This window comes from Halomonas sp. (genome assembly GCF_041689495.1).
GTDB lineage: Bacteria > Pseudomonadota > Gammaproteobacteria > Pseudomonadales > Halomonadaceae > Halomonas.
Window position 1 is genome coordinate 1 of sequence record NZ_JBDNGD010000459.1, and the last position, 1699, is coordinate 1699.

The window sequence follows — 1699 nt, forward strand, 5'->3', positions numbered from 1 at the left end:
ACCACCCGGCTCAACGGTGTGGAGTTCCAGGTGGGGCGCACCGGCGCCATCACCCCGGTGGCTCGCCTCGAGCCGGTGTCGGTGGCCGGTGTCACCGTGTCGAATGCCACGCTGCATAATGCCGATGAGATCGCACGGCTAGGCGTGATGATCGGCGATACCGTGGCCATACGCCGTGCCGGTGATGTCATTCCCCAGGTGGTGCGGGTGCTGAAGGAAGAGCGACCCGATGACGCTGCCGAGATCGTCTTTCCCGACCGTTGTCCGGTCTGTGACTCCCAGATCGAACGACTGGACGGTGAGGTCGTGGCCCGCTGTTCGGGAGGGCTCTTCTGTGCCGCCCAGCGCAAGGAGGCGCTCAAGCACTTCGCGTCACGACGCGCCCTGGACATCGACGGTCTCGGGGAGAAAGTGATCGACCAGCTCGTCGATCGCGATTGGGTCACCACCCCGGCCGACCTGTTCCGCCTGAAGGTCGAGCCTCTCGCCGAATTGCCGCGCATGGCGCAGAAGTCTTCAGATAACCTGGTCGCGGCGCTGGAAAAGGCCAAGAACACCACGCTGGCACGCTTCATCTTCGCCTTGGGTATCCGCGAGGTGGGCGAGGCCACCGCCGCCAATCTGGCACGTCATTTCGGTACTCTCGAGGCGCTGATGAGCGCCGAGGTCGAGGACCTGGAATCTGCGGAGGACGTGGGGCCGGTGGTCGCGGCCCATGTGCATACCTTTTTTTGTCAATCCCATAATCGCGAGACCATCGAGGCGCTGATCGCCTGCGGCCTGACCTGGGAAGAGCAGGCGATTGGCGACCGACCCCAGCCATTGGACGGCCAGACATGGGTCCTCACCGGCAGCCTGGAGACCCTGACGCGAGACGAGGGCAAGGCGCGCCTCCAGGCGCTGGGCGCCAAGGTGGCGGGCAGCGTATCGAAGAAAACCGCCTGCGTAGTAGCCGGCGAGGCCGCCGGCAGCAAGCGTGAGAAGGCCGAGCAGTTGGGGGTCGAGGTCATCGACGAGGCCGATTTCCTGGCCCGTCTGGTGCGCTGGGAAGAGGCTGACAAGGACGCTGGCCAGGAGCAGCCGGGATGAATGACGGTCGTTTCATCGAGATCCCCTATCGGATGTTGCCGGAGGAGACCCTGGACGCGCTGCTGGAGGCCTTCGTCACCCGCCAGGGGTATGACACTACCGACACGGGTGATGGCATGCATGGTTGGGTGGGGCAACTCAGGCGCCAACTCGAGTGCAGCGACTTGATCATCGCCCATGACCTCCAGACCGAGACCACCGAGGTGATGACCCTGGCCCGGTGGCGCGCCTTCGGCCGCGACCTTGCCGACGATGAAGAAGAGGGGTAAGGCCGGACTAATGGAAGATCGCCAATCAGCGTGTAGCTGCCTTGTGGAAGGTTGGCTGTGCCGGCGGTTCGACGCCTCAACGAGGGATTAACCGGGAAAACGAGGTGTTGACCTTCGTGGGAGGCCGGCTATGCCGGGCGAGGTTTCAACGGAAAAAGCTCGCCCGCTGAAGCGGCCTCCCACCATTTAGCCTGCAATCGGATTCATGCCATTTTACTAAGAGGCTATTTATTGGCCCGGATAAGATCCCTGATGATGCGCCTCCCGGGATGCAGATGATCCACCAGGGGCTGCGCCAGGGGCAGGGGTTCGTCACAGATGCTCGATGCAATGACCTCGGC

General features: G+C 63.5%; 2 protein-coding genes. Both read left to right on the top strand.

Going from position 1 to position 1699, the window contains the following annotated elements; translation table 11 throughout:
- A partial coding sequence (gene ligA / locus ACESMD_RS14005) for an NAD-dependent DNA ligase LigA (protein ID WP_372614193.1) occupies positions 1-1089 on the top strand: 1089 nt, incomplete at its 5' end.
- Positions 1086-1358 carry a YheU family protein gene (locus ACESMD_RS14010; protein ID WP_372614195.1) on the top strand — a complete coding sequence of 91 codons (273 nt, stop codon included), beginning with the start codon at positions 1086-1088 and terminating at the stop codon, positions 1356-1358. The genes ligA and ACESMD_RS14010, both read left to right, overlap by 4 nt.
- Positions 1359-1699 lie beyond the last annotated feature (341 nt).

Excerpts from the sequence above, each read along its gene's own strand:
- ACESMD_RS14010 (WP_372614195.1), top strand. The coding sequence starts at position 1,086 with ATGAATGACGGTCGTTTCATCGAGATCCCCTATCGGATGTTGCCGGAG.